This is a genomic window from Carnobacterium sp., assembly GCF_040274425.1.
This window is the reverse complement of record NZ_JBEMBC010000004.1, coordinates 1-21,144: the sequence shown is the minus strand read 5'-3', so window position 1 is coordinate 21,144 and position 21,144 is coordinate 1. Positions and strand designations below refer to the sequence as shown.

At 35.7% G+C, this 21,144-nt stretch carries 15 protein-coding genes; 14 read left to right on the top strand and 1 reads right to left on the bottom strand.

What is annotated here, in order from left to right:
• Positions 1 to 130 precede the first annotated feature (130 nt).
• From ABS911_RS01390 to ABS911_RS01380, 3 genes are all read left to right on the top strand, one after another.
• Complete coding sequence (locus ABS911_RS01390; RefSeq protein WP_350465939.1) at positions 131 to 595, top strand: Fur family transcriptional regulator; 465 nt, start codon at positions 131 to 133, stop codon at positions 593 to 595.
• Between the two features lie 171 nt (positions 596 to 766).
• Positions 767 to 1,750 (top strand): LacI family DNA-binding transcriptional regulator, encoded by a 984-nt coding sequence (locus ABS911_RS01385; protein WP_350465938.1) that lies wholly within the window; start codon positions 767 to 769, stop codon positions 1,748 to 1,750.
• A complete protein-coding gene (locus tag ABS911_RS01380) occupies positions 1,743 to 2,627 on the top strand; it encodes a diacylglycerol/lipid kinase family protein (protein WP_350465937.1) in 885 nt (294 codons plus the stop codon). Before ABS911_RS01385 ends, ABS911_RS01380 begins: the two co-directional genes overlap by 8 nt.
• A 255-nt stretch (positions 2,628 to 2,882) precedes the next feature.
• On the opposite strand, the gene dsdA is transcribed toward ABS911_RS01380, so the two are convergent.
• Positions 2,883 to 4,262: a D-serine ammonia-lyase gene (gene dsdA / locus ABS911_RS01375; RefSeq protein ID WP_350465936.1), complete on the bottom strand. Its 1,380-nt coding sequence runs from the start codon at positions 4,260 to 4,262 to the stop codon at positions 2,883 to 2,885.
• Positions 4,263 to 4,519: 257 nt separating this feature from the next.
• On the opposite strand from dsdA, the gene ABS911_RS01370 reads away from it, so the two are divergent.
• The 11 genes from ABS911_RS01370 to ABS911_RS01320 all read left to right on the top strand — a co-directional run bounded on the left by ABS911_RS01370 (position 4,520) and on the right by ABS911_RS01320 (position 20,587).
• Entirely contained in the window at positions 4,520 to 6,223 is a 1,704-nt protein-coding gene (locus tag ABS911_RS01370) for an alpha-glucosidase (protein ID WP_350465935.1), read from the top strand.
• Positions 6,224 to 6,356: 133 nt separating this feature from the next.
• Entirely contained in the window at positions 6,357 to 8,042 is a 1,686-nt protein-coding gene (locus ABS911_RS01365) for an alpha-glucosidase (RefSeq protein ID WP_350465934.1), read from the top strand.
• Between the two features lie 49 nt (positions 8,043 to 8,091).
• Entirely contained in the window at positions 8,092 to 9,873 is a 1,782-nt protein-coding gene (locus ABS911_RS01360) for a glycoside hydrolase family 13 protein (RefSeq protein WP_350465933.1), read from the top strand.
• A gap of 116 nt (positions 9,874 to 9,989) precedes the next feature.
• Positions 9,990 to 11,267 (top strand): extracellular solute-binding protein, encoded by a 1,278-nt coding sequence (locus ABS911_RS01355; RefSeq protein ID WP_350465932.1) that lies wholly within the window; start codon positions 9,990 to 9,992, stop codon positions 11,265 to 11,267.
• A gap of 190 nt (positions 11,268 to 11,457) precedes the next feature.
• On the top strand, positions 11,458 to 12,741 hold the full coding sequence (locus ABS911_RS01350) for an extracellular solute-binding protein (protein WP_350465931.1): 1,284 nt from the start codon (positions 11,458 to 11,460) through the stop codon (positions 12,739 to 12,741).
• A gap of 85 nt (positions 12,742 to 12,826) precedes the next feature.
• Entirely contained in the window at positions 12,827 to 14,137 is a 1,311-nt protein-coding gene (locus ABS911_RS01345) for a sugar ABC transporter permease (RefSeq protein ID WP_350465930.1), read from the top strand.
• 1 nt (position 14,138) lies between these two features.
• Positions 14,139 to 14,990, top strand: coding sequence for a sugar ABC transporter permease (locus tag ABS911_RS01340; RefSeq protein WP_350465929.1), 852 nt, complete (start codon positions 14,139 to 14,141; stop codon positions 14,988 to 14,990).
• Between the two features lie 42 nt (positions 14,991 to 15,032).
• A complete protein-coding gene (locus ABS911_RS01335) occupies positions 15,033 to 15,893 on the top strand; it encodes a DUF1189 family protein (RefSeq protein ID WP_350465928.1) in 861 nt (286 codons plus the stop codon).
• Positions 15,886 to 18,177: a maltose phosphorylase MdxK gene (gene mdxK / locus ABS911_RS01330; protein WP_350465927.1), complete on the top strand. Its 2,292-nt coding sequence runs from the start codon at positions 15,886 to 15,888 to the stop codon at positions 18,175 to 18,177. The genes ABS911_RS01335 and mdxK overlap by 8 nt, the downstream gene beginning before the upstream one ends.
• 96 nt (positions 18,178 to 18,273) lie before the next feature.
• Entirely contained in the window at positions 18,274 to 18,933 is a 660-nt protein-coding gene (gene pgmB / locus ABS911_RS01325; RefSeq protein ID WP_350465926.1) for a beta-phosphoglucomutase, read from the top strand.
• A 13-nt stretch (positions 18,934 to 18,946) separates the two neighbouring features.
• Positions 18,947 to 20,587 carry a glycoside hydrolase family 13 protein gene (locus ABS911_RS01320; protein WP_350465925.1) on the top strand — a complete coding sequence of 547 codons (1,641 nt, stop codon included), beginning with the start codon at positions 18,947 to 18,949 and terminating at the stop codon, positions 20,585 to 20,587.
• Positions 20,588 to 21,144 lie beyond the last annotated feature (557 nt).

Genomic DNA, 21,144 nt, shown 5'->3' with positions numbered 1-21,144 from the left:
AGTTAACCTAGAAAAGTTATGATTACAATACAAAACACTTATTACAAGATGATAATCACTATTAACTGATAGCGGAAAAATCATAAAATTGAAAAAGTGTTTACTAATTGAATTTGAAAGGAGGAAAGAGATGACTTCAAATCATTTAGTGGCTCATTCGATTGAAAAATTAAAACGTGCGCATATACGTATTACACCGCAACGTTATGGTATTTTAGAATATTTAATTGAGAATGATAATCATCCGACAGCAGATGAAATTTACCAAGCTTTGGTAACAAGATTTCCTAATATGAGTGTTGCAACCGTTTATAATAATTTACGACTGTTTACAAAAGTAGGTTTTGTAGATGAGATGAACTACGGAGATGCTTCAAGTCGATTTGATTTTAGCTCTGCGCAGCATTATCATGCCATTTGTGAAGAGTGTGGAAGAATCGAAGACCTCTATTATCCAGGATTAGAGGATATTGGTGAAGTAACGACTACTTTGACCGGCTTTAAAGTTAAGCGACATAGATTGGAAATATACGGAATCTGTCCCGAATGTCAATTGAAATTAGAGGGGCAAGAAATACGTACTAAAGAGTCATAGAATTGGATAAAAAAGTACCTTTTACAGGTGCTTCTTTATTTTCCGCAAAATTAAAAGTTATTAAGGGAACATTGACACAAAAATAATTTCTCTATACTATTAGTTTTATAATAGAAGATACAGATAGAGTATATAAATAAGTTTGAGACTAGATAAGGGAAGGGAGACGGCATGACTACACTTAATGATGTTGCAAAAAAAGCGAATGTATCAAAAATGACGGTATCCAGAGTGATCAACCATCCCGAACAGGTGACCGACGAACTAAAAGAGCTTGTTTTTGAAGCAATGGAAGAACTTAACTATCGTCCAAATGTGGCAGCAAAAGCTTTGGTCAATAATCGTACACAAATCATTAAATTATTTATCCTTGAAGAAATGGATACAACTGAACCTTATTATATGCATTTGTTAACCGGTATTGCACGTGAATTAGACAATCGTCATTACTCCTTACAATTGGTTACTAAAAACAATTTTGATATAGGTGCATGTGATGGATACATTATTTGCGGGATGCGTGAGAGTGATTATAATTGGATAAGTGGTGCTACGAAACCTGTCGTTTTATTTGGTGAAAATCGACATGGTTATGATTTTGTTGATTCAGACAATAAAGAAGGAATTGCGAAGGCAACACAATATGGCATTGATTTAGGGTATGAGAATATTATTTTTATTGGAATCGATGTAAAAGAGCCTTTTGAATATTCACGCGAGAGCGGGTACATAGTTACTCTTCAAAAAAATAAAAGAGTACCAGAAATTCATCGTTTTGAGAATCGTTCGCGTTATGCTGCAGAGTTTATTAAAGAAAACTGGAATGGATTCAAACCCAATACGCTCTTTATTTGCAGCTCAGATCGCTTAGCAATTGGGATTCAAAGAGGAATTATTAATATGGGTGGGAGTATACCTGCTGATTTTGGCATTATTGGACATGATGGTGTTTTTTTAGATCAGATTGCTTTTCCGCAACTTACTACGGTAAAACAACCTGTTATTCAAATGGGTGAAGCTTGTGCTCAAATGGTATTAAATAAAATTGAACAAAAGAATGCCCCACAAGGAGAACTTTTTTTTACTCCGGAATTGATTGTTAGAGGAACAACTATGCAAAAAAATTCATTAAGAAAGAAGTTTGAATATGACTAAAGCTATGATTATTGTAAATCCTTCTTCCGGTGGAGAAAAGGCGGAAAATTATACAGATAAATTGAAAAGACAATTTGAAAAGAATTATTCTGAATTTGTTATCAAAAAAACTGAAAAATCAGGAGATGCCAAAGAGTTTGCGGAAGAAGCAGCTTTAAGAAAATATGATGTTGTTTTTGCAATGGGTGGAGATGGGACAGTCAGCGAAGCAGTGAACGGATTAATGCTCCATGAATCTGAAACAGTGTTAGGTATTATTCCGACTGGGACTGTCAATAATGTGGCTCGAGCTATAGGTATACCAATGGATCCGGAAAAAGCTATTGACTCATTAAAACAGTTGAATGTTAAGCAAATCGATGTGGGGAAAGTGAATAACCGCTATTTTATCAGTTCGACTTCGGTTGGCCCTATACCTGAATCGATTCAAGAAGTAGATGTAGATATGAAAACAAAATTCGGCGTTTTTGCTTATTTAATTGAAGGAATAAAGGCATTGAGGAATGATGAAACGTATACCTTCGAATTAGATATTGATGGAGACAAATGGACAGCTGACTACAGTATGCTTTTGATTGCCATGAGCAATTTTGTTGGAGGAGTAGGTACTGTTATTCCTGAAGCAGAGATTGATGATGGAGCTCTCCATTTAGTAACCTTGAAAGAGACAACAGTGAAAGAAAAATTAAGTTTAGTGCCAGAATTATTTCAAGATTCAGATTACACAAAAGATCAATTGGAACACCGTTCGTTTAAAAAAGCAACGATTCGTTTATTAGAAGATAAAGAGATCAAATGTACTGTTGATGGCGATAAGGGGATAACTTTCCCACTTGAACTTGAAGCGGTCCCACATTCGTTAATGGTTTTTGTGTAATAATTAATAACGGTCCTATACTATTTGGAGTGAAAGATTTGCTCATCAAATAATACAGGGCCATTTACTTTGCGTTAAAATTAGTAAGAGCTTCTACTCGACATTGTCATTCGGTTCTGCTTAAGAAATAGAGACTAGAAGGTCTCTACTCGACATTCTTACTCATTTTTCCTAACCTAATATATACGATCTAAAAAAAACGCCAGAAGTTTTTTACTTCTGGCGTTTTACATATTATTATCAGAAAAATCCCTTTTAAATAACTTTTTCAGTCGTTTGAGACAGCAAACCGGATTCATAAAATTGATCCATATCTTCTTTAGGGACCATACTACCGCCAGTCGCCCAAGCAATGTGTGTAGCTTGATTCATTTTATCTGATAGTCCATTTTTTTCTAAATAGATTTTTCCTTCTTCAGATTGGCATAATCTTAAAGCGCCTGGAACACCTGCTAAAGCAGCCGGTTCTAGATAAATTTTTTCTTTATCAATAAGAGCACTTAACAAACGGTTTGTCTCAAAGTCATCAATAGTATATGAACCGCTAAAAAAGTGTTTCATGATGCTAGCAACTAGTTTTGACGTACGAGGTACGGCTAGTCCATCGGCCACGGTCAAACCATCCAAGCCAAAATCTTTAACAGATACTTGATCGAACTTCCCGGTCATCAATCCCATGGTCATTGAAGGAACGTGAGTCGGTTCAGCAAAGAAACAATGAACATTATCGCCATAAATTTGTTTCAACCCAAAAGTGATACCACCTGGTGAACCACCAATGCCACAAGGTAAATAAACAAATAAAGGATGATTTTCGTCTACAAGTATATTTTCTTGTTCTAATTGTTTTTGCAAACGATTGGCAGCAACTGTATAGCCCAAAAATAGTTCAATTGAATGTTCATCATCAACATAGTAACTCATTGGATCTAAGTCGGATTGTTCACGTCCTTTTTTTACAGCGTTTGTAAAATCAGACTCATGTTCAATAACCGTAACACCACGAAAACGCAATAAATCTTTTTTCCATTGTTTTGCTTCCACGGACATATGGACCGTGACATCAAAGCCTAACTTAGCACCGACAGTTCCTACGCTGATACCCAGATTTCCAGTAGTACCTACTGCAATTTTATAATTTGAAAAAAACTCTTTAAATGATTCACTTGCAAATACGGCATAGTCATCGGCATAACTGGTAAGCAAACCATGTTCTACCGCTAGATTTTCCGCATGCTTCAATACTTCATAAATAGCTCCTCTTGCTTTTATTGTTCCGGCAATTGGCAATGTATCATCACGTTTTAATAAAAAAGTACCTGGTATAGAAGAATGATAAACTGTTTCAAGGTAATCTTTCATAGCAGGGATTGATGATATAGGGGATTCAATAATTCCTTTTGATACTTCTGTTTCTGGAAAATCAATTCTTAAATAAGCTGCAAACCGATTTAAGCGTTCTTCAGCATCAGTGATATCCTCTTTTGTATAGGAAACTAACGTTGAAGCTTCTTTAAAAGGTAATTTAGCTGAGTTAATCCAAAAGATTTCTTTTAATGAAAGAATGTCTTTTAATTGGGGAATTTCTTTTTCCCATGCATCCACAGTTTTACCTGCAATACTTATACTTGTCATTATCCAACCTCTTTCTACTAGGCAATTAAACCTACTGTAATTAAACAAAGATTACCATTTTTAACGGTTAAAATCTAGAATGATTCCAATTTCTAAGGTATTTATTAGAATAGGTAGTATATAAAACTAAACGTATCATTTTTAGTTGAAAAGTTAAGTTGTCAATAAAATAACAATCACATGAGTGGCAATCTTTTTCTAGTTTACATACACTAATTACAAAATAACTTTTAAAAATTTATAAGGGAGTGAGAGTTATGGAAGAAATAGATTGGTGGAAAGAAGCTATCGTCTATCAAGTTTATCCAAGAAGTTTCAAAGATACAAATGAAGATGGTATTGGAGATCTTAAAGGGATCATTAGTCGTTTAGACTATATTCAACAATTAGGTGTTACTGCCATCTGGCTCAATCCAATTTTTACTTCACCACAAGTAGACAATGGATATGATGTATCTGATTATTATACGATTGATCCAATATTTGGAACAATTAATGATGCGGTGGAATTAATCGAAGAAGCTCATAAGCGTGATTTGAAAGTCATTTTTGATTTGGTTGTGAATCATACTTCTGATCAGCATGTCTGGTTTCAAGAAGCTTTAAAAGGACCAGAAAATCCTTATCGTAATTTCTATATTTGGGAAGATGCAAAAAAAGGGGGGCATCTTCCAAATAACTGGGTTTCTGTTTTCGGCGGATCTGTCTGGGAAAAGGAACCCGTTGGAGATCAGTATTATTTTCACTTATTTAAAAAAGAAATGCCTGATTTAAATTGGGATAATCCAGAGGTCGAAAAAGCAATTTTAGATGTAGGCAAATTTTGGCTGGACCACGGAGTAGATGGGTTCCGTTTAGATGCGTTTATTCATATGGATAAAGCAGATGACTTTTTTCAAGTAGAAATGGAAAATGGCCAAGAATTAGTATCCGCTCAAAAAATCAATGCCTTTTTACCGAATATCAAAAATTATGTTCAAAAATTGTCGATGGATCTACGTAAAGTTAAAGAAGATGTATTTATTTTAGGAGAAGCGGCTTCAGCAAATGTTGATTTAGCTTTTAAGTACACTCATCCCGAAAATGAGATGTGCAATGCTATTATTTCTTTTCTGATTTTTCCAGAAGATGAATCAATGAAAGATCCAAGATTGCCGTTTAATATGCAATCCAGTCGTTTAAATAAAAAAGCGTTTAAAGAAGTAATGACAGAATGGCAAGATAAAATGGACCCATTTGGTGGACCCGTTTTGTATTGGAATAATCATGATATGGCTAGAGTGGTTTCGCGCTTTGGCAACGTAGAACAATATAGAGATAATAGTAGTAAAACGTTGGCAACCTTAATGTACCTTCAAAAAGGAATACCATTTATATTCAATGGAGAAGAGATCGGGATGCGCAATTTGCATTACAGTGATCGTGCTCATTTTGACACACCAGGAGCTGTTCCTTTTTATGAAAAAGCCAAACAATTAGGGTACTCTGAAGAACACATCTTAAAAGAGCTAAATCACGCAGGTCGAGATGTGAGCCGAGGTGCCATGCAATGGGACAATTCAGAGTTCGCCGGATTTTCAAAAGTTGCCCCATGGAGCGGGGTAAACGTTGAAAAAAACTATAATGTGGCGGATCAAGAAAAAGACCCAAACAGCATCTTGGCGTATTACAAAAAAGTATTACATTTAAAGAAATTACCGGTCTTTACGAAAGGTACTTTTATATTGCAAGACACAAAAGATACGTTGTATGTTTATGAAAGAAACTATGAAGGTCAGCGTGCAATTGTTTGCTGTAATCTATCTGATACGGAAGAACATATACAAGAAGATGGAATCTCAGCATCTGGGTGGAAAGTCATCTTGCAAAATGAAGGCAATACAATTGATAAAGATTCCGTCACTTTTGCTCCATATGGAACTATTGTTTTTATGTATGAAGATCAAGCAACTAATGAATGAGAAGAAAAAGATTAACTTTGGGTTGAAAAGTTGTTACCGGTAACAATGCTATTCTTATTGTAAGTGCTTTCTAGATTCTGTAAGCTAATAGTTGAAAAAGGAATTTAGCGAAGTCAAAGGTGGTATGTGCTCCATGCAGAACAAATGGTGGGAAAATACAATTGTGTACCAAATTTACCCTAAAAGTTTTCAAGATACAGATGGTGATGGAATCGGAGATTTAAAAGGAATCATTCAACGATTGAATTATATCCAGTCGTTAGGAGTGAATATGATTTGGTTGAATCCCATTTTTGTTTCTCCACAAGTTGACAATGGATATGACGTTGCAAATTATTATGCTATTGATGATCACTTTGGTAACATGACGGATATGGATAATTTGATTGATGAAGCACATAAACGCGGCATAAAGGTTATGCTTGATTTTGTGTTAAATCATACATCTGATCAACATCCTTGGTTTCAAGAAGCTATAAAAGGGCCAGAAAATATATACCGAGATTATTACATTTGGCAAAAACCGATAGAACAACGAACTGTACCAAATAACTGGGGTTCATTTTTTGGCGGTTCTGTTTGGGAAAAAGAACCTAAAGGAAGCTCTTTTTACTTTCATTTATTCGCAAAAGAGATGCCCGACCTGAATTGGGAAAATCCTGAAGTACGCTTAGCAATGGCTGATTGTGCTGAATTTTGGTTAGACAAGGGAATTGACGCCTTAAGATTAGACGCGTTTATTCATGTAGACAAAGAAAATGGATTTCCAGATGTTGACACAGCTAGTAAAGACAAAATAGTATTGGCAGAAAATTATTATGCCAATTTACCAAAAGTAATTGATTATATGAAAGAGTTTAGTCAACGCATTCGAAAAAATCATCCCGATGTTTTCTTAGTCGGTGAAGCAGCATCCGCAAGTCTTGAATTAGCAGAAAAATACACTGATCCAGCAAATGAAGTGTGCGACAGCGTCATAACATTTCGATACTTTCCAGAAATAGAACAGTCAAAAGATGAACGACTTCCATTAAGTCTGCAACATGGAAAATTGGACCTCGAAAAATTCAAACAAACCATGTCCGAATGGCAAAAGGGATTAGCTGCAATTGGCGGGCCAGTTTTGTATTGGAATAATCATGATATGGCACGAGCAGTATCACGTTTTGGTGAGGTTGAACAGTATCGTGATAAGAGTAGTAAAATGTTGGCCACCTTAATGTATTTGCAAAAAGGCATTCCTTTTTTATTGAACGGCGAAGAAATTGGGATGAAAAATTTAGAGATTGAAAGCATCGAACAGTTTTCATTACCTGGAGCGGATCTTTTTTATCAAAAAGCACTTGATTTAGGGTATCCGAAAGAATTTGCCTTAGAACAGTTAAATGCCCGAAGCAAAGATGTCAGCCGTGGAGTAATGCAATGGGACGGCTCGAACTATGCTGGATTTTCAACACATCGGCCATGGAGTGGAGTGAACCTTGAAGAAAAATATACTGTAATAGATCAAGAGTCAGATCCGGACAGCGTATTGCATTACTACAGAGCAGTATTGAAATTAAAGCAGAAGGCTGTATTTATCGAAGGTGAGTTTAATTTGTTGGAAACCAATTTGGAAACCTATTGTTATGAGCGGATTTGGAAATCCAGTAAAGCAATCGTGTGTTGCAATATGTCAGAGAACAAACAAACGATTACAATTGACGAGTTAACAATACAACCCTACACAGTTGTGTTGACCAACGAAGGCAACAATCTGCAAGAAGGCCAGTTAAATTTGAGTCCATATGGCGCTGTAGTTATTTTAATGGACCTATAAAAAGTAATTTATTCAACATTAAATAAAAAAAAGAATTGAGGAAATAACGATGGAAACAGCAGCAATTTACCATAGACCAGATAGTGAATACGCGTATTTATATAAACCCGAACAGTTTCATATCCGTCTAAGAACAAAAAAGGGGGATGTGAAAAATGTTGGTTTGATTAGCGGAGATCCTTACTCTCATGGAACAGAAAAATGGTATGAAGAAAATAAACCAATGAAATTGATTTTAAGTACGGATGTCCATGATTATTGGATGATTGAAACCTACGTAAAAACAAAACGCATCGCTTATTGTTTTCATGTTGAAGGAACTGACGGTATAGAAGTCCTTTACGGAGATCGTGGTGTATTTCCGTTTACAGATCACTACTTAGAAGACGCCAATACCTTTTTTAGATTGCCTTATTTACACGAAGTCGATAGAGTAAAAACACCGGAATGGGTAAAAGAAACCGTGTGGTATCAAATTTTTCCAGAACGGTTTGCTAACGGGGACACCACGAATGATCCTGAGGGAACTTTGCCATGGGGCAGCAAAAAAAATCCTGGGCGAGATGACTTCTATGGCGGAGACTTGCAAGGTGTAATAGACCATTTGGATTATCTGGTTGATTTGGGGGTTAACGGTATTTACTTTTGCCCGTTGTTTAAAGCTAAATCGAATCACAAATACGACACAATTGATTATTATGAAATCGATCCTGATTTTGGTGATAAAGAACTGTTTAAAAAGGTCGTTCAAGAAGCACACAAACGTGGTATTCGAGTCATGCTGGATGCTGTTTTCAACCATTTAGGAATGGATTCGATGCAATGGCAAGATGTTCTTAAACATCAAGAACAGTCTCGCTATAAAGATTGGTTCCATATCAATCAATTTCCAGTCGAATCACTGGCTGACTTATCGGTTGAAGAACTCGAAAATGTTAGCGAATTAAGTTATGATACTTTTGCGTTTACAGGGCATATGCCCAAGTTAAATACAAGCAATCCAGAGGTTCAAGATTTTTTATTAGATGTGACTACGTATTGGATCAAAGAATTCGATATTGATGCTTGGCGTTTAGATGTTGCAAATGAAGTTGATCACCATTTTTGGAAGAAATTTTACCAAGCTTCGGTAGATATAAAAGAAGACTTTTATATCTTAGGGGAAATTTGGCATTCTTCGCAAAGCTGGCTTCAAGGTGATGAATTTCATGCTGTGATGAATTATGCTTACACACAAACTATTGAAAATTTCTTTATGAAAAAAGACATTACAGCGAGTAAAATGGTTGCCGGATTAAATGAACAATTAATGTTGTACCGCAATCAAACGAATGAAGTTATGTTTAATATGCTTGACTCTCATGATACTGCTCGATTATTGACTATCAGCAAAAATAACCAAGAATTAGCTAAGTCAGGATTAGCCTTTATGTTTGCACAACACGGATCGCCATGTATTTATTATGGAACTGAAATCGGTATGGACGGGTTTAATGATCCTGATTGTCGTAAATGTATGATTTGGGACGAAGAAGAACAAGACAATGATATGCTTGCTTTCACTAAAGAAATGATCGCATTTAGAAAAAACAACCAAGAATTGTTAAGTTATGGAGCAATAGAATGGTTTGACATTCGTGATGATGAAAAAGTTGTTGGAATGAAAAGAACCTATGGTGATGAAGAACTGATTTGCTACTTTAATCAAGGTGAGCAAGATTTAGAACTTACGTTAGAAAGAGCACCAGAAACCTTACTATGGAACTTAGCTTTTGTAGACAATAAATTATTATCAGTCAAAAAAAATGGCTTTGTTATTTATAAAGCATAAAAGAAAATAGAACTAGGCATGAAGCTTAGTTCTGTTTTTTTGCGTTTAAATGGTAACGTTTGCAAAAAAATGATGGAAGTAAGATAATAAAGTTAACTGAGAAGGAGGAGATTACAGTGGAGAAAAGGGTTTGGAAAAATGTACTGTTAGGTTTTGTATCGGTTAGTGCATTAGTTTTGGGTGCATGCGGCAGTGGGGAAGAGACAACTGGAACAGATTCGTCAACGGGTGGAAACGGAGGTGCTTCAACTTTAACAATAGATGTAGATCCTCGATATATTGATTATGTTAATGAAATTATTCCAGCTTTCGAAGAAGAACATAATGTAACGATTGAAATTTCTGAACGGGACATGTTCGATGGACTTGAAGCTTTACCGCTAGATGGACCTGCTGAAATTGGATCTGATATTTTGATTGCTCCGTATGATCGAGTAGGCATATTAGGTCAACAAGGTCATATAGCAGAAGTTACCTTACCTGATGATGGACGTTATGATGAATTAGATCAGAGACAAGTCACGCTTGACGAAAAAATTTATGGTGCACCTTTTGTTATTGAATCATTAGTAATGTATTACAATAAAGATTTAATTGACCAAGCACCTGAAACGTTTGAGGATTTAGAAGCATTATCAGAAGATAATCAGTATGCTTTTGAAAATGAAGAAGGCACAAATACTGCCTTCTTAGCTAACTGGACAACTCCATATCAATACATTGGTTTACTTTCTGGATATGGGGGTTATGTCTTTGGGGAAGAGGGAACGGATTCAACAGATATTGGATTGAATTCACCTGAATCCGTTGAAGGAATTACGTATATAACAGATTGGTACCAAAATGTATGGCCTCAAGGAATGCTGGATGCAACTAGTTCAGAAAACTTTATGAATGAATTATTTACTAGTGGTAAAACGGCCGCTGTAATCAATGGGCCATGGGGAGCAAGCGGCTATGATGATGCAGGTGTGAATTATGGTGTTTCAACCATCCCGACATTACCAAATGGAGAAGAGTATGAACCTTTCGCAGGGGGTGTAGCTTGGGTAGCTAGCAAATATTCGAAAAATCCTGAATTAGCCCAAGAGTGGTTGGACTATGTCACGAATGCAGAAAATAGTGAAACGTTGTATGAGCTGACTTCAGAAATTCCAGCTAATCAAGAAGCTAGAACCGTTGTCAGTGAATCAGGCAATGAGTTAACAAAAGCGGTCATTGAACAATTTAATACGGCCGTACCAATGCCAAATATCCCTGAAATGAGCGAAGTATGGACCGGTGCTGAAACAATGATCTTTGATGCTGCTTCTGGAAATAAATCTCCACAACAAGCTGCAGATGATGCGGTTCAATTAATCGAAGAGAATATTGCACAGAAATACCAAGACTAAATGATAAAAGACAATACTGTTTTTAGAGCAACCGCTCTTTGGACAGTATTGTCTTATTTTTTGATGATAAGAACACACAATTGAATTCCTGTTACCGGTAACATAGAGAAAACGTTTGCAGAAAGCGTTCTGATAACTGATAATAAGAATGTAATCAAAAATAACTCATATTTGAGGGGGATATACAAAGATGAAAAAGACAGGTTGGAAAAAATATGTTTTAGGTTTAGTATCTGCTAGTGCATTAGTGCTTGCAGCATGTGGGAGTGGGGAAGAAGCAACAGAAACAAGTTCGTCAACCGGAGGAGAAGCTGCAGGAGGAGATTCAACGCTACAAATTTCGGTCGACCAAGGGTATGTAGATTATGTTGAAGATATTAAAGGTGCTTTTGAAGAAGAACATGGAGTTACCATTGAAGTAACGGAACGCGATATGTTTGAACAATTGGAAGCGTTACCTCTTGATGGTCCATCTGGAAATGCACCAGATATTATGATGTCTGCTTATGATCGTATGGGATCGTTAGGACAACAAGGACATATCGCAGAAGTAACTTTAGAAAATGACGATCAATACGATGATACAGATAGAGCTCAAGTTACATTAGACGGAAAAATTTATGGTGCACCTTCTGTAATTGAAACATTGGTATTATATTACAATACAGATCTATTGGATGAAGCACCTCAAACTTTTGCAGATCTAGAAGCGTTATCAGAAGACGATCAATTTGCTTTTGATGGAGAAGAAGGAAAAAATACAGGATTTTTAGCTAAATGGACAGACTTTTACTTTACCTATGGTTTAGTTGCTGGTTATGGCGGATATGTTTTTGGTGAAGATGGAACAGATCCAACAGACATCGGACTAAACAATGAAGGTGCTGTTGAAGCTATCGAATATGCTACTGACTGGTTCCAAAATACATGGCCACAAGGTATGCAAGATGTAACAAGTTCTGATGCTTTTATTACAGATCAATACTTAAGCGGTAAAGTTGGCGCATTTATTGGTGGACCTTGGCAAGCAGCTAGCTTAAAAGATGCTGGTGTTAACTATGGTGTTTCTACTATCCCAGCATTAAACAATGATGAAGCTTATGAAGCATTTGGAGGCGGAAAAGGTTGGGTTGTCAGCAACTATTCTGAAAACAAAGATGTTGCTCAAGAATGGTTAGACTATGTGACAAATACTGAAAACCAAAACAAATTCTATGATGCAACAAATGAAGTACCTGCAAATCAAGAATCACGTGTTTACGCTACAGGGAAAAATGATGAATTAACAACAGCCGTAATCAACCAATACAAAGATGCACAACCAATGCCAAACATTCCTGAAATGGCTGAAGTTTGGACAGGTGCTGAAAACATGTTGTTTGATGCAGCTTCAGGAAACAAAACACCTCAAGAGTCAGCTGATGATTCTGCTAAATTAATCAAAGAATCGATCGAACAAAAATACACAAATTAAATTATAACTAAAATTGAACAGGTTTCGGCAGAGGATGCAATTGTTCTCTGCCGAAAAATGTTAAAAGAAAAAGGAGGAGTTTAAAATGTCTTCTCAGACAAAACCTCAAAATGGAAAAAACGAAAAAAAAGCAATGTTGTACTCAATAATACCAGGTTTAGGACAGCTTTATAACGGGCAACGATTTAAAGGAATTGTATTTTTAGCTATTTTTGTCGCATTTATTGTCGAGATGATCGTTTTTGGTATTGATGCATTTAACGGACTTATTACTTTAGGAAGCACTCCAATGGAAGATCATTCATTATTTATTATGATAGAAGGAACACTTCAACTCATCATAACCATTATCTTCTTAGCCTTCTACGCATTAAATATCTATGATGCTAAACGAGTAGCTAACATTTGGAATAAAGGACAAAAAGTTAATATGACAGCTAAAGAAGTCATGTGGAATGTCTATAATGCAGGTTTCCCTTACTTATTGATCGTACCTGCTTACTTAATGATGGCCTTTACCATTATCTTCCCCGTATTGGTTACATTATTTATGGCATTTACAAACTACGATTTTTATCATATTCCACCAGCATCTTTGATTGACTGGATCGGTTTAAAAAACTTCGTAAATATTTTCTTCTTAAGTACCTATAGGGATGCTTTTACGTCTGTTTTCAGTTGGACGATCATTTGGACATTCAGTGCGACAACCTTACAAATTGTTGTCGGAATTTTCACAGCAGTTATAGCCAATCAATCCTTTATTAAAGGGAAACGATTCTTTGGTGTTATCTTCTTACTCCCTTGGGCAGTACCTGCTTTTATCACGATTTTATCTTTTTCAAACATTTTTAACGATAGTATCGGAGCAATCAATACTCAAGTTATTCCATTAATAAACAATTTACCCTTCGTAGAAATAGGGAGAATCGCTTGGAAAACCAATGCATTTTGGTCTAAGACGGCTATTATCATGATTCAAGGTTGGTTAGGATTCCCGTATATTTACGTTATGACAACGAGTATATTACAATCTATCCCAGAAGACTTATATGAAGCTGCAAAAATTGATGGAGCTAGCGCTTTTCAGCGTTTTAGAGAAATTACAATGCCAATGGTCTTCATGGTAGCTGCTCCAACTTTTATTACACAATATACAGGAAACTTCAATAACTTTTCAATGATCTATCTCTTTAATAATGGTGGACCAGGAAGTGTTGGTGGTGGTGCAGGTGCTACGGATATTTTGATATCGTGGATTTATAAATTAACGACCGGAACTTCACCGCAATATTCAATGGCTGCTGCAATCACCTTGATCATCTCAGCTTTGGTTATCACTGTTTCCTTGTTAGTCTTCAAGAAAACAAATGCATTTAATATGGAGGATGCATAATATGGAAAAATTATTTAAATCTCAAAAGACTTCTCGTTTCCTTAGTCAGTTTTTCACTTATGTCTATATGATTGCTTTGGCGATCATTATCATCTATCCATTACTGATTACAGCTAGTTCAGCATTTAAATCTGGTAATATAACGGCGTTCTCGTTAGATTTAAATTCAGAATGGACTTTATCTAACTTCACGCGCTTATTCCAAGATACGCTGTACGGTACATGGTATAAAAATACTTTGATGGTAGCCGTGTCCACTATGGTCATTCAAGTAGCATTGGTTACGATTGCTGGATATGCCTATAGCCGTTACAACTTTTTGGGACGAAAAAAAAGTTTGATGTTTTTCCTTGTTATTCAGATGGTTCCAACAATGGCTGCTTTGACTGCCTTTTATGTTATGGCATTACTGTTAGGAGCATTGGATCAATTTTGGTTCTTGACCATGTTATACATTGGTGGAGGAATCCCGATGAATACATGGTTAATGAAAGGATATTTTGATACAGTTCCAAAAGATTTGGACGAGTCAGCTAAACTAGACGGAGCAGGACACTTTAGAATTTTTTGGCAAATCGTACTTCCACTTGTACGGCCCATGATTGCTGTGCAAGCACTTTGGGCATTTATGACGCCATTTGGGGATTACATGCTTGCTAGATTTTTACTAAGAAGTCCAGAAAAAATTACAGTCGCAGTAGGATTGCAAACGTTTATTAGCAATCCACAAGATCAAAAAGTGGCTTTATTCGCAGCTGGTGCGATTTTGATTGCCGTTCCAATATCTGTATTGTTCTTCTTACTGCAAAAGAATTTTGTTTCTGGTCTGACTACCGGAGGAACAAAAGGATAATCATTTCAACATATAAACTTTAAAAAGAAAAGAAGTGAAGCAATGAAAACTGATGCATTCCCGTTAAATTATTTTAAAAGTATATGGTCCCCTAAAAAAGTATTTAAAAACCGTCATCAACTAAACTGGTTTCAAATTTTTATTGTGTTGCTTTTTGTTAATAGTTTATTGATGATCCCAGTATCGTTAAATTATATGAAAATGGATACTTTTCCAGTTGAAGGAACGTTACCTGGTTCGTTTGGTTTAATAGATGAAGCAGTCGTTTTAAAACTACAAGAAGGCCAATATAAGAATGGAACGTTAACCTTACCAGAATCATTTATGTTTTCATCTGAAAATGGCACGGTTAGTGGCTTGTTGACAGAAAATGCGATGACAGAAGTACTAATGTCTGAAAATGCACTGATTTTTCAAGAAAATGAGTTCCTGATTAAAGAAGGCAGTCAGGATGTCTCGACTATTCCTTATACAAAAGATTTTGATTTATCAAAAGTTACGAATGGTGATGAATTAAAAGATGCTCTTTCGCGACAATGGTTTATTAAAAACAAAGGATATACTGTAGCAACGTTAATGTTTTTAGTATTCACCATTACATTGATCAGCACATTTTTTCTAACGTTTGGTTCAGCTATCTTTTTGTATTTGACAAGAAAAAGTCAATTTTCTTCTATCAAAACCTATAAAGAATCGGTCAATCTTTTAATTAATTGTATAGGCTTGCCGTCATTCATAGGGTTGTTGATCGGGTTGATTCAATTTGACATTATTATTCTGCTAATGATTCAATCGGTAGGATTAGTGATCATGCTTCTGTTTGTTTTTTACCAAACAAAATTTAATGATGCAACGAATGAGAAAAACCTAAAAAAGCATTTGGGGGTAAAAGTACATGATTAAGCGTTTATTTGATATTGACCCATGGAGAGTAAAGTCAACAAAATTGGATAGAACAGATAAAAGACTACAAGAAAGTTTAACATCCATCGGAAATGGGTACATGGGGATGCGTGGAAACTTTGAAGAAGGATATTCAGGTGATTCTCATTTAGGAACGTATCTTGCAGGTGTCTGGTTTCCGGATAAAACAAGAGTCGGCTGGTGGAAAAACGGCTACCCAGAGTATTTTGGAAAAGTGATCAATGCCACAAATTTCATTCCTGTTGAGTTAATGGTAAACGACCGCAAAGTTGATTTGGCAATCGATGAAGTAAAAGACTATGAAATCGATTTAGACATGAAAAAAGGTATTTTGTATCGTTCATATACATGGGTTCAAGGAGAAAAAGAAATCCGTTTCACCTTTAAACGATTTGTGAGTGCTGCGACTAAAGAATTAGCAGTTGTTGAAGTTACAGCTGAAGTTTTAAAAAGCGATGCATCAATCACTTTTATACCGAAAATGGACGGCAATGTTACAAATGAAGACAGCAACTATGAAGAAAATTTCTGGTTGGAACTGAAACGCGTTTCAGGTGAAAAGAGCAGTCTAACCACTAAAACGATTGAAAATCCTTTTGGGATAGAACAATTCACTGTAACCACCATGATGGAAAGTAAAGCAGAAAATTATGAAAAAAGAGAATTTTCTGAAGGATTTATGCAAGTGGAAGAAAAAATTACTTATAAACTAACTGCTGGTGAAAAAGCTAAGGTGACTAAATTTGTCAGTGTGCTGACAAGTCGTGATGTAAAACCTGAAAACCAAGAGGATCTAGCTGCAGAAATATTGGATCAAGCCATCGCATTAGGTGCAGATGCAGTAGAAGCGCAACATATAGCAATCTGGGAAGAACGTTGGCATAAAGCCGATGTTGTGATTGAAGGAGATGCTGAAAGTCAGCAAGGCATTCGATTTAGTATATTCCAATTGTTTTCTACTTATTATGGTGAAGATAACCGTTTGAATATTGGGCCAAAAGGATTCACGGGCGAAAAATATGGCGGAGCTACTTATTGGGATACGGAAGCCTTTATTTTGCCTATGTATCTATCCGTAGCTGATGAAACGGTCTCAGAACAATTGCTCACTTATCGACACAATCAACTTCCAGGTGCATTCCATAATGCTAAACAACAAGGCTTGCAAGGAGCTTTGTATCCAATGGTGACATTTAATGGCATCGAAAGTCATAATGAATGGGAAATTACCTTTGAAGAAATCCATCGAAACAGCACGATTGCGTATGCTATCTATAATTACACGAATTATACTGGTGATGAAACTTTCTTAACAACCAAAGGGATTGAGATGTTGGTTGCTATCTCACGTTTCTGGGCTGACCGTGTGCATTACTCTAAACGGAATAACCACTACATGATTCATGGCGTTACAGGTCCAAACGAATATGAAAACAATATTAATAATAATTGGTACACAAATACGATGACTGCTTGGACGTTACGCTATACATTAGAAAGTCTAAAAAAGGTTTCTCCAATTGTAGCAAATGAATTGCATCTAAAGGATGAAGAAACGTCTAAATGGGAGGACATCGTCCAAAAAATGTATTACCCTCATGATGATGAATTAAATGTTTTCGTGCAACATGATACATTTTTAGACAAAGATTTGCTTACAACCAATGATTTGAACCCAACTGAAAGACCGATCAATCAACATTGGTCTTGGGACAAAATTTTACGTTCTTGTTTTATCAAACAAGCGGATGTCTTGCAAGGTATTTATTATTTGAACGATGAATTTACGTTAGAAGAAAAAGAAGCCAACTTTAATTTCTATGAGCCAATGACGGTTCATGAGTCTTCACTTTCTGCATCCGTCCATGCTATTTTAGCAGCAGAACTGGGCAAAAATGAAAAAGCAGTTGAATTGTATGCACGTACGGCTCGTTTAGATTTAGACAACTACAACAATGATACTGAAGATGGTTTGCACATTACTTCTATGAGTGGCGGATGGTTGGCTATTGTTCAAGGATTTGCCGGTATGCGTACATTCAATGATAAATTGATTTTTAAACCTTTTTGTCCTGAAAACTGGACAGAATATAACTTCAAGATCAAGTACCGCGGACGTTTACTTCATATCTCGGTGACACAAGAAACCGTGAGTGTGCGTTTAGAAGAAGGCGAACCGCTTGACCTTACTTTATATGATCAAGAAATGGTGTTGTCAGATGTAGTAGAGAGTCCGATTCAGTTTTTACAGACAATTAAATGATAAAATGTTGAATTTCAAAAGCGATCAGTAGAAAGCTATCAAATCGATACATTCATTTGATAGCTTTTACTATTGGTAAAAAGGAGCAGTTAGCAAATGATTAAAGGATTTATTTTTGATTTAGACGGTGTTTTGACAGATACAGCTGAGTACCATTACCAATCTTGGAAAAGAATGGCAAATAAATTAGGGATTCCGCTTGATCGTGAAATGAATGAGCAATTAAAAGGGATCAGTCGAATGGATTCTCTTGAGCGTATCTTAGCGTTAGGCAATCAAACCGAAAAGTATTCTGTTGAAGAAAAAGAACGTTTAGCAGATGAAAAAAACGAAGATTACAAAAAGCTGATATTAAGTGTCACACCTAATGATTTATTGCCAGGAATAGCTGATTTATTAGCAGATCTGAAAGAAGAAGGCATTCAATTAGCTTTGGCATCTGCCAGTAAAAATGGACCAATCATAATGGAGAAGCTTGGTATTGCAGATTTTTTTGATATAGTAGTTGATCCTGCATCCTTAGCTAACGGAAAACCGGATCCAGAAATTTTTATTAAAGGTGCAGAACAATTAAGGTTAAAACCAGAAGAATGTATAGGTGTGGAAGACGCTCAAGCTGGTATTGAAGCGATCAATGCAGCCGGGATTTTTTCTGTAGGTGTAGGCACAAAGGATATGATGGTAAACGCTGATTATGCTGTGTCAGATACAAGTGAGTTAAAATTAAGCGACATTTTAAATAGAGCAACCAATTAAGGAGTGATCAATAGTGGAAAAAAAATGGTGGCATAGTTCTGTTGTTTATCAAATATATCCCAGAAGTTTTCAAGATAGCAATGGAGACGGTATAGGTGATATTCAAGGTATCATTCGCCGATTAAATTATTTAGCTGATTTAGGTATTGATGCAATCTGGTTAAGTCCAGTCTATCAATCCCCTAATGACGATAACGGATACGACATTAGCGATTATCAAGCAATTTCTCCAGAATTTGGAACAATGGATGACATGGATGAGCTCATTCAAAAGGCCAATGAATTCGGAATTCGGATTGTTATGGATCTAGTTGTCAATCATACCTCTGATGAGCATTCTTGGTTTATAGAATCACGAAAAAATAAAGACAATGATTATCGAGACTATTACATTTGGCGGGATGGACAACCCAATGATATGCTTCCTAATGAGTTAACGTCCATCTTCAGTGGATCTGCATGGGAGTTGGATAAACAAACCAATCAATATTATTTGCATCTATATAGTAAGAAACAACCAGATTTAAATTGGGAAAATCCAAAAGTTCGCAATGAAATTTGGCAAATGATGAACTTTTGGCTGGATAAGGGAATCGGTGGATTTCGAATGGATGTCATCGATCTAATTGGAAAAATCCCAGATGAGCTCATTACTGGTAATGGTCCGATGTTGCATACGTATCTTCAAGAAATGCATCAAAAAACATTTGGCAAGCTAGATGTTTTAACAGTAGGGGAGACTTGGGGAGTAACGACGGAAGATGCAAAATTATATTCTGCACCTGATCGAAATGAATTATCAATGGTCTTCCAATTTGAACATATTGGCTTAGATGAACAACCTGGTAAACCCAAATGGGATACTAGACCTTTGGACTTTATTAAATTAAAACAAGTTTTTACAAAGTGGCAACTAGCTTTGGATGGAGATGGTTGGAACAGTTTGTTTTGGAACAATCATGATATTCCACGCATCGTATCTAGTTGGGGCAATGATTCTCCGCAATATCGTGTCGTTTCCGCCAAGATGTTTGCGACGTTCTTACATTTTCTAAAAGGAACGCCATACATCTACCAAGGTGAAGAAATAGGTTTAACGAATACGCCAATCTCTTCTATAGAAGAAGTTAACGATATAGAAAGTATTAATATGTATAATGAAAGACTGCAGCAAGGTTACGATAAGGAAGAGATCATTCGCGCTATTAATAAAAAAGGGCGAGATAATGCTAGGCGTCCGATTCCGTGGGATGAGTCTTTAAATGGAGGATTTAGCACTGAGACTCCCTGGTTGGCACTCAATCCTAACTATCAAGACTTGAATGTCAAAAAAGATCAACAAGACGAAGAATCCATTTTTAGCTATTATAAAAAGTTAATTCGTTTAAGAAAAGAACACGAACTAATTGTATGGGGCGATTATAAAGAATTATTGCCAAATGATCCCCAACTTTTTGTTTATGAAAGAAGTTACCAAGGTGAAACATGGCTAATGATTATTAATTTTTATGAAAAATCGACTATGTATAAAGATGATGATCGAAAAGTTGAGACCATCGTAATTAGTAATTATATAGATAGTAGTAAAAAGATAGATAAGTTAGAATTACGACCATTTGAATCGATTGTTTATAAGTTGAAAAAAAGTCTCTAACACAACTAAAATAAAAAGCGAACAAAAATCTTTTTTTATTTACAATAGTTCCGATGTGAAAAGAGTTTTGAATATATATACGTCTTTTTATGAATTGTAAATAAAGAAATGTTCGCTTTTATGTTTTTTTTGTAAAAAATGTAAACTTTATGGTTGACCATCTGGGATAGACTTGTTATAGTAATTGATGTTGCAAGTAGTTTAAGACTAGCAATAACGATAAAAACATTCTTAAATAAATCAATATTTCATTTGACAGTTAGCTGCAGACTGTGGTAATCTATTAAATGTCGCTAAGCTAAATAGGAAAAACGTTTTTGGATAATTATTCAAAAATAAAATAAAAAAGCTTGACGTATCAAAAAAACTATTGTATTATTTAGAAGTTGTCAGAAACGAGACAACACACTTTAGACCTTTGAAAACTAAACAAAGTAAGACGAACCAAATGTGAGGGTGACTCAGCAGTGCTGAGTCAACAGTAACAAAATTAGTGAATAATTATTCGCTAGCAATCAATATGAGCTTCAAGCATCATTTTATATGAGAGTTTGATC

Excerpts from the sequence above, each read along its gene's own strand:
- mdxK (WP_350465927.1), top strand. The coding sequence starts at position 15,886 with ATGATTAAGCGTTTATTTGATATTGACCCATGGAGAGTAAAGTCAACA.
- ABS911_RS01390 (WP_350465939.1), top strand. The coding sequence starts at position 131 with ATGACTTCAAATCATTTAGTGGCTCATTCGATTGAAAAATTAAAACGT.
- ABS911_RS01385 (WP_350465938.1), top strand. The coding sequence starts at position 767 with ATGACTACACTTAATGATGTTGCAAAAAAAGCGAATGTATCAAAAATG.
- dsdA (WP_350465936.1), bottom strand. The coding sequence starts at position 4,262 with ATGACAAGTATAAGTATTGCAGGTAAAACTGTGGATGCATGGGAAAAA.
- ABS911_RS01345 (WP_350465930.1), top strand. The coding sequence starts at position 12,827 with ATGTCTTCTCAGACAAAACCTCAAAATGGAAAAAACGAAAAAAAAGCA.
- ABS911_RS01370 (WP_350465935.1), top strand. The coding sequence starts at position 4,520 with ATGGAAGAAATAGATTGGTGGAAAGAAGCTATCGTCTATCAAGTTTAT.
- ABS911_RS01365 (WP_350465934.1), top strand. The coding sequence starts at position 6,357 with ATGCAGAACAAATGGTGGGAAAATACAATTGTGTACCAAATTTACCCT.
- ABS911_RS01380 (WP_350465937.1), top strand. The coding sequence starts at position 1,743 with ATGACTAAAGCTATGATTATTGTAAATCCTTCTTCCGGTGGAGAAAAG.
- pgmB (WP_350465926.1), top strand. The coding sequence starts at position 18,274 with ATGATTAAAGGATTTATTTTTGATTTAGACGGTGTTTTGACAGATACA.
- ABS911_RS01360 (WP_350465933.1), top strand. The coding sequence starts at position 8,092 with ATGGAAACAGCAGCAATTTACCATAGACCAGATAGTGAATACGCGTAT.
- ABS911_RS01350 (WP_350465931.1), top strand. The coding sequence starts at position 11,458 with ATGAAAAAGACAGGTTGGAAAAAATATGTTTTAGGTTTAGTATCTGCT.
- ABS911_RS01340 (WP_350465929.1), top strand. The coding sequence starts at position 14,139 with ATGGAAAAATTATTTAAATCTCAAAAGACTTCTCGTTTCCTTAGTCAG.
- ABS911_RS01335 (WP_350465928.1), top strand. The coding sequence starts at position 15,033 with ATGAAAACTGATGCATTCCCGTTAAATTATTTTAAAAGTATATGGTCC.